The 6,659-nt window shown below is 71.8% G+C and carries 5 protein-coding genes; 3 read left to right on the forward strand and 2 right to left on the reverse strand.

Annotated features, from left to right (window positions below):
- Window positions 1–27: 27 nt before the first annotated feature.
- Window positions 28–1,110, forward strand: coding sequence for a thiamine-phosphate kinase (gene thiL / locus JD276_RS14880; protein ID WP_307866602.1), 1,083 nt, complete (start codon window positions 28–30; stop codon window positions 1,108–1,110).
- On the opposite strand, the gene JD276_RS14885 is transcribed toward thiL, so the two are convergent.
- Window positions 1,083–2,678, reverse strand: coding sequence for a PucR family transcriptional regulator (locus JD276_RS14885; protein ID WP_200116452.1), 1,596 nt, complete (start codon window positions 2,676–2,678; stop codon window positions 1,083–1,085). The two genes, thiL and JD276_RS14885, sit on opposite strands and share 28 nt — an antisense overlap.
- A 154-nt stretch (window positions 2,679–2,832) precedes the next feature.
- Between JD276_RS14885 and gabT the strand changes: the two genes are divergently transcribed.
- Complete coding sequence (gene gabT, locus JD276_RS14890) at window positions 2,833–4,191, forward strand: 4-aminobutyrate--2-oxoglutarate transaminase (RefSeq protein WP_233615779.1); 1,359 nt, start codon at window positions 2,833–2,835, stop codon at window positions 4,189–4,191.
- A gap of 28 nt (window positions 4,192–4,219) precedes the next feature.
- On the forward strand, window positions 4,220–5,686 hold the full coding sequence (locus JD276_RS14895) for an NAD-dependent succinate-semialdehyde dehydrogenase (protein ID WP_200116453.1): 1,467 nt from the start codon (window positions 4,220–4,222) through the stop codon (window positions 5,684–5,686).
- Window positions 5,687–5,836: 150 nt separating this feature from the next.
- Here the strand turns inward: JD276_RS14895 and JD276_RS14900 are convergent, their stop codons facing one another.
- The gene (locus JD276_RS14900) at window positions 5,837–6,421 is read right to left on the reverse strand and encodes a hypothetical protein (protein ID WP_200116454.1); all 585 of its coding nucleotides are present in this window, start codon (window positions 6,419–6,421) and stop codon (window positions 5,837–5,839) included.
- Between the last annotated feature and the right edge of the window lie 238 nt (window positions 6,422–6,659).

The raw sequence follows: 6,659 nt of genomic DNA on the forward strand, positions 1-6,659 counted from the left end.
TCGCTGAGTTCGCGATAGCGTGGAGGGGTGAGCGGAGCACGGAGCACGGGATCGGGCGGGGGGCCGAGCGACGGAGCGTCGGCGACCGTCGGCGAGGCCGGGGAGCACGGGGTGCTGCGCCGGATCCTGACGAGACTCGGCCCGGCCGACGCCGCCGTGCTCGGGCCCGGCGACGACTGCGCGGTGCTGCGGACGTCGGGCGATCTCGTGGTGACGACCGACACCATGATCGAGGGGCCGGACTTCCGGCTGGCCTGGCACCGCGGTTTCGAGCTGGGGTGGAAGCTCGCGGCCACGAACCTCTCCGACGTCGCCTCCATGGGGGCGAGACCCGTGGCGCTCACCCTGGCGCTCGCCTGCCCGAGGCGCACCCCCGTCGGCCTGCTCGAGGAGATCGCCTCGGGGCTCGACGCGGCGTGCCGCTCGCTCGCCCCCGGCTGCGGCGTCGTCGGCGGGGATCTGGGCACGGCTCCGGTGCTCACGGGCGCGGTCACGGCGCTCGGCGACCTGGAGGGCCGCCCGCCGGCGACCCGGAGCGGGGCGTCGCCGGGCGACGTGGTGGCCTACGCCGGCGACCTGGGGCTGGCGGGCCTCGGGCTCTCGCTGCTCTTCCGCGACGGGACCGAGCCCGACGGCACCGCCCACGATCGCGCGCTCGCGCGTCTGCGGGAGGAGCATCCCGCCGCGCTGACGGCCCAGCTCGCCCCCTCTCCGCCGATCGCGCTCGGGGCCGAGGCCGTCCGGGGCGGCGCGACGGCGATGATGGACGTCTCCGACTCGCTCTCGCTCGACGCGGCGAGGCTCGCCCGGGCGAGCGGGGCGAGGGTGAGCCTCGACTCGCAGCGGCTTCTCGCCGGGTTCGGCCTGCAGCGCGGCGAGCGGGTGCCGCTCGAGGCCATGCTGACCGGGGGCGAGGATCACGGGCTGCTCGCGACGTTCCCCCGGGGCGCCCGGCTGCCGGGCGGCTTCCGCGAGATCGGCGAGGTGCTCGAGGCCTCGGGGCCCGAGCCTGCGGCCCGCTCGGGGAAGCGCGACGACGTGCGGGTGGACGGGGAGCGCTACGCGCCGCGCGGCTGGGATCCCTACTCGCTGCCCCTGCCGGGGGCCTGACCGCCGGCGAGGCGGTAGGCGGCCCACAGCTCGGCGCGGGCGTCGGGGTCGTCGAGGTCGCGCTGCAGCAGGTGGGCCGCGGTCTGCACGCGGGAGCGCAGCGTGTGCCGGTGCACGCCGAGCTCGACGGCCGCGGGGCTCGTCTGCCCGTGGTGCCGGAGCCAGACGAGCAGGCTCTGCTCGATGCGGTCGGAGTGCCGCCGGTCGTGCTTGCGCAGGGGGGCCAGCAGGGTCTCGGCGCGATGGGCGGCCTCGGGCTGGGCCTCGAGCAGGCGCAGCACGCCCGAGTGCATGGCGGCGGTGTAGGCGACCGGGCCGGCGGGCCCGGGCCGGTCGAGCGCGCGCCCGAGGGCGAGCTCGGCCTGCTCGATCAGCTCGGCGAGGCCCGCCAGCGTGCCGCGCTCGGAGATCCCCGCGGGCGCTCCGTAGAGCTGGAAGAGGCGCCGGGCCGCGGGGAGCTGCCGCGACTCGCAGACGAGCAGCAGGCGGTCGTCCAGAGCGGCGGAGAGCACGCCCGCGCTCCCGGCGGCGAACGAGCGGAGATCCTCGACGAGCGCCGGGTCGGTGCGCTCGGTCTCGAGATAGCGGATCACGGCCACCGGTCCGCGCGGGAGCCGGGGGAGGATCCCGCGTCCCACCTGCTCCGCCAGGTCCTCCTGGCCGCCGAGGAGGAGGCGCACGACCGCGCTCCTGAGCGCCGCCTCGGCCGAGGCGAGGCCGCTGCGGTGCTCGAGCTGCACCGTCGCGAGCGCGGCGACGAGCCCGATGAGCGTCTGCTCGGCGTGATCCGGAGCGCCGCCGCCCTCCACCACGAGCACGCCGAGGAGATGGTTCGCGCGTCCCAGCGTCTGCAGCTGCACCCCCCGCGCACCCTGGACGCGCACCCTTCCCGCGCGCCCGCCCCGCTCGACGAGCTGGCGCGTCTCGCGGCGTATCCAGTCGGCCTCGATGTCGGCCCTCGCCGACTTCGGCGCGAACTCGATGAGGCGCCCCGTGCGGTCGGTGATCGCGACCCACCTGCCGAGCTGCCCCGCGGCCTCCGCGACCGCGGCGGCGATCCCGTCGCGGTGCAGCGCGGCGCCGGCGACTGCGCGCTGAGAGCTGAGCGCCCACGCGTCGCGCGCGTGCATCCGGGCGTCGAGCAGCCTCGCCGCGGTCTGGACGATGGCGATGAACGGCGTGTCGAACGGCACGCGGAACAGCGGGAGTCCGAGGCGATCGCACGCCGAGACGAACGTCGGCGGCACCCGGTCCCAGTGCAGACCGACGGCGATCCCGAGCGCCGACACCTGGGCCTGGAGCAGTCGTGCGACGTAGGCGTCGGCCTCCTCCTGGCCGGCGTGCTGCGAGAGGCGCGCGCCCGTCGTGAGGAGCACGGTGCGCGGCGTGAGGAAGGGGGTGGGATCCTGGAGCTCGCTCGCGTGCACCCACTGCACGGGTCGGTGCGGCGTCTCGGCGGACGCGCCGGCGATGAGCACGAGGCCTAACTGGTACTCGTGCAGGATCGATCCGAGCTCGATCGTCGGGTGCGAGCCCGGGAGCTGGGGCGGGGGCGATTCAGGTGGCATGTCCCCTCCGGGACCGGAAGCGTATTGCTGCCAGGGTGGCGAAAGTTTCGGGTTTCGTTCACCATTCTGGCACGACATCCTCGCAGGGGCCCGCCCTAGGCTGTAGTCGCATCCCGCGGGTAGGCCCCGCGCCCTTCTCCCCGAGAATCGATTCATGGAGGAAGTCATGACCGACGTCACCATCACCGGCGGCCCCTCGCTGCCGCAGGAGCGCAAGCTCGTCACCAGCATCCCCGGCCCGAAGTCGCAGGAGCTGCTCGCCCGCAAGAACGCGGCCGTCGCCTCGGGCGTCGGCGTCGCGCTGCCCGTGTTCACGGTGGCCGCCGGCGGCGGCGTCATGATCGACGCCGACGGCAACTCGCTCATCGACCTCGGCTCGGGCATCGCCGTCACCGGCGTCGGCAACTCGGCCCCCGCCGTCGTCGACGCCGTGAAGAAGCAGGTCGAGCAGTTCACCCACACCTGCTTCACGGTGACGCCCTATGACGGCTACGTCGAGGTCGCCGAGAAGCTCAACGCCATCACTCCCGGCGACCACGAGAAGCGCTCCGCCCTCTTCAACACCGGCGCCGAGGCGGTCGAGAACGCGATCAAGATCGCGCGCCACTACACGAAGAAGAACGCCGTCGTCGTGTTCGACCACGCCTACCACGGCCGCACCAACCTCACGATGGGCATGACCGCCAAGAACATGCCCTACAAGGACGGCTTCGGCCCCTTCGCCCCCGAGATCTACCGCGTGCCGACCTCGTACCCGTTCCGCGACGGCCTCTCCGGCGCCGAGGCCGCGAAGGTCGCGCTGACCCAGATCGAGAAGCAGGTCGGCGTCGCCAACCTCGCCGCGATCATCATCGAGCCGATCCAGGGCGAGGGCGGCTTCATCGCTCCGGCCGAGGGCTTCCTGCCGGCGCTGCAGGAGTGGGCGACCCGGAACGGCGTGGTCTTCATCCTCGACGAGGTGCAGACCGGCTTCGCCCGCACGGGCGACCTCTTCGCCGCGAACCACGAGGGGGTCGTGCCCGATCTCATGACCCTCGCCAAGGGCATCGCCGGCGGCCTGCCGCTCTCGGCGGTGACGGGCCGCGCCGAGATCATGGACTCCGCGCACGCCGGCGGTCTGGGCGGCACCTACACGGGCAACCCGATCGCCTGCGCCGCCGCGCTCGCCACCATCGAGACCTACGAGACCGAGAACCTCACCGAGCGCGCCCGCGAGATCGGCGCGATCATCGAGGAGTTCTTCGCCGAGCTGCAGAAGGACGACGACCGCATCGGCGAGATCCGCGGACGCGGGGCCATGATGGCCGTCGAGTTCGTCGAGTCGGGCTCGAAGGCGCCGAACGCGGCCCTGACCGGCGCGATCGCGAAGTACGCTGGTGAGCAGGGCGTGGTCCTGCTGACCTGCGGCACCTACGGCAACGTGGTCCGCTTCCTTCCGCCGCTCTCGATCTCCGACGAGCTGCTGCGCGACGGACTGCAGGTCGTCGCCGACGCGATCACGGCCGCCGCCTGATCCCGAACCCCCGAAAGGACAACGAATCATGGCACTGAAGCAGAACGAGCAGGAACTCCTCGACAGCGTGCAGTCGGGGCTCAGCATCGGCGGGACCTGGCAGGCGTCGGCGTCGGGCGCGACGTTCGATGTGCAGGATCCCGCGACGGGCGAGGTCATCAAGTCGATCGCGGACGCGACGGTCGAGGACGCGGTGCGGGCGCTGGACGCGGCTGTCGCCGCCCAGGAGTCGTGGGGTGCGACCTCGACGCGCGAGCGGTCCAACATCCTGCGCCGCGCGTTCGATCTGCTGATGGAGCGCAAGGAGGAGTTCGCGCTGCTGATGTCGATCGAGATGGGCAAGCCCATCGCGGAGGCCCGCGGCGAGGTCGGCTACGGCGGCGAGTTCCTGCGGTGGTTCTCGGAGGAGGCCGTGCGGGTGCGCGGTGATTACCGGCAGAACCCCGAGGGCACGGGCAACATGGTGGTCTCGCATCTGCCGGTGGGGCCGTGCTACTTCATCACGCCGTGGAACTTCCCGCTGGCGATGGCGACCCGGAAGATCGCGCCGGCTCTGGCGGCCGGGTGCACGGTGGTGATCAAGCCGGCGCAGCTGACGCCGCTGACGACGATCTTCTTCGCGCAGCTGCTCGAGGATGCGGGGGTGCCCGCGGGTGTGGTGAACGTGGTGCAGACGTCGAAGTCGAGCGCGCAGTCCAGTGCGCTGCTGTCGGATACGCGCCTGCGCAAGCTCTCGTTCACCGGGTCGACGCCGGTCGGGGTGAAGCTGCTGGAGGCGGCGGCGCAGAACGTGCTGCGCACCTCGATGGAGCTGGGCGGCAACGCGCCGTTCATCGTGTTCGAGGACGCGGATCTCGATCTCGCGGTCGAGGGTGCGCTGCTGGCGAAGTTCCGCAACATCGGTCAGGCGTGCACGGCTGCGAACCGGATCATCGTGCACGAGAGCGTGGCGGACGAGTTCGCGCGCCGTGTGGGCGAGCGGGTCGCGCAGATGTCGGTGGGTCGAGGTGCCGACGAGGGGAACGAGATCGGTGCGCTGATCGACGACAAGGCGGTGGCGAACTCGGTGCGTCTGGTCGCGGATGCGGTCGAGACGGGTGCCGAGGTCGTGACCGGTGGTGAGGCGATCGACGGGGTGGGCAACTTCTTCCAGCCCACGGTGATCGATCGGCTGAGCCCGCAGGCGGCGATCATGCGGGAGGAGATCTTCGGGCCGGTGCTCGGGATCATCCGGTTCCAGACCGAGGACGAGGCGGTCGAGATCGCGAACAACACGGAGTACGGTCTGATCAGCTACGTGTTCACGGAGAACATCCATCGTGGGCACCGCATGATCGAGCGGCTCGAGAGCGGCATGATGGGTCTGAACGCGGGTGTGGCGTCGAACGCCGCGGCTCCGTTCGGAGGGGTCAAGCAGTCGGGTCTGGGTCGTGAGGGCGGGTTCGAGGGGATCCACGAGTTCCTCTCGACGAAGTACACGCTGCTGCCCCGCTGACCGGGCGGTGATCCGTCGGGACCGGCACGATCTCAGCGGCCTTCACACGAAGGCACGCGGGATCGTCCGGTCCCGTCGCCGTCTCCGGCGCCTCTCGCGCGGTTCGCGGACGTTCGCGTACTTCGGCTCTGCCCCGGTGGCGTCGGCCGGCTAGCCTCCCGCCGCGTCCCACACGAGCCAGGCCACGACGACCACGGGGATGACGACGCACGCCCACAGGACCGGCTCCACCACCAGCTCTGCGAACCCGACGGATCCCGGGTAGCTGCGAGAGGCCCGCAGGGGCGTGGTCGGCTCATCGATGACGAGCGGGCGGAACCCCAGGGACCGCAGGCCGTCCACCAGCTCGGAGCCGCGAGGTGTGAAGGCGGCGACGGTTCCGCCCGCACGTCGGAGCACGACTCTCGTGACCGAGGACGGCGCGGTCCGCGAGGGCAGACGCAGGTCCAGCAGAAGCACGACCTCATCGACCTCGGAGACCGCTATGGTCCGGTCCCGTCCGAGCACCCGACGGAGTCTGATCGTCTGCCCGTGCACGGAGGCCTCGACGAAACGCGCGAACATCAGCGCGCCGACGACCGTGGCGAGGGCTGCGATGAGACCGATCACGCCCGGGAGGACGGCCGCGCTCGACCAGGTGCCGAACGAGAACCGGACGAGACCGAACCACCCCAGGCAGGCCACCGACATCGCAAGGGTGATCGCGAGGAACACGCGCCCGGCAGTTATCGACACAGGGCCCATTCTGAGCACCCGGCGGACCGTGCTCCAAACGCGATCCCCCCGCCTCCGGTTCAGGCGTGCGTGGGAGGGGCCGCTTCCGGGAGCGATGCGCGAGGCGCTAGGTGTACCCGGCCATGAGGTTGGTGGTGGTGCGGGCCTTGTGAAAAGGGAGAACCTCCGGGCTTAGTGGAGATATCTGACGTCTTCACGAACTCGGAGGTTCTCATGTCCCACCGTAACGCCCGTCTGA

Origin of the sequence: Leucobacter chromiisoli (genome assembly GCF_016522505.1) — a bacterium.
Taxonomy (GTDB): domain Bacteria; phylum Actinomycetota; class Actinomycetes; order Actinomycetales; family Microbacteriaceae; genus Leucobacter; species Leucobacter chromiisoli.

Coding starts and splice junctions, on each gene's coding strand:
- JD276_RS14885 (WP_200116452.1), bottom strand. CDS start 2,678: ATGCCACCTGAATCGCCCCCGCCCCAGCTCCCGGGCTCGCACCCGACG.
- gabT (WP_233615779.1), top strand. CDS start 2,833: ATGGAGGAAGTCATGACCGACGTCACCATCACCGGCGGCCCCTCGCTG.
- JD276_RS14895 (WP_200116453.1), top strand. CDS start 4,220: ATGGCACTGAAGCAGAACGAGCAGGAACTCCTCGACAGCGTGCAGTCG.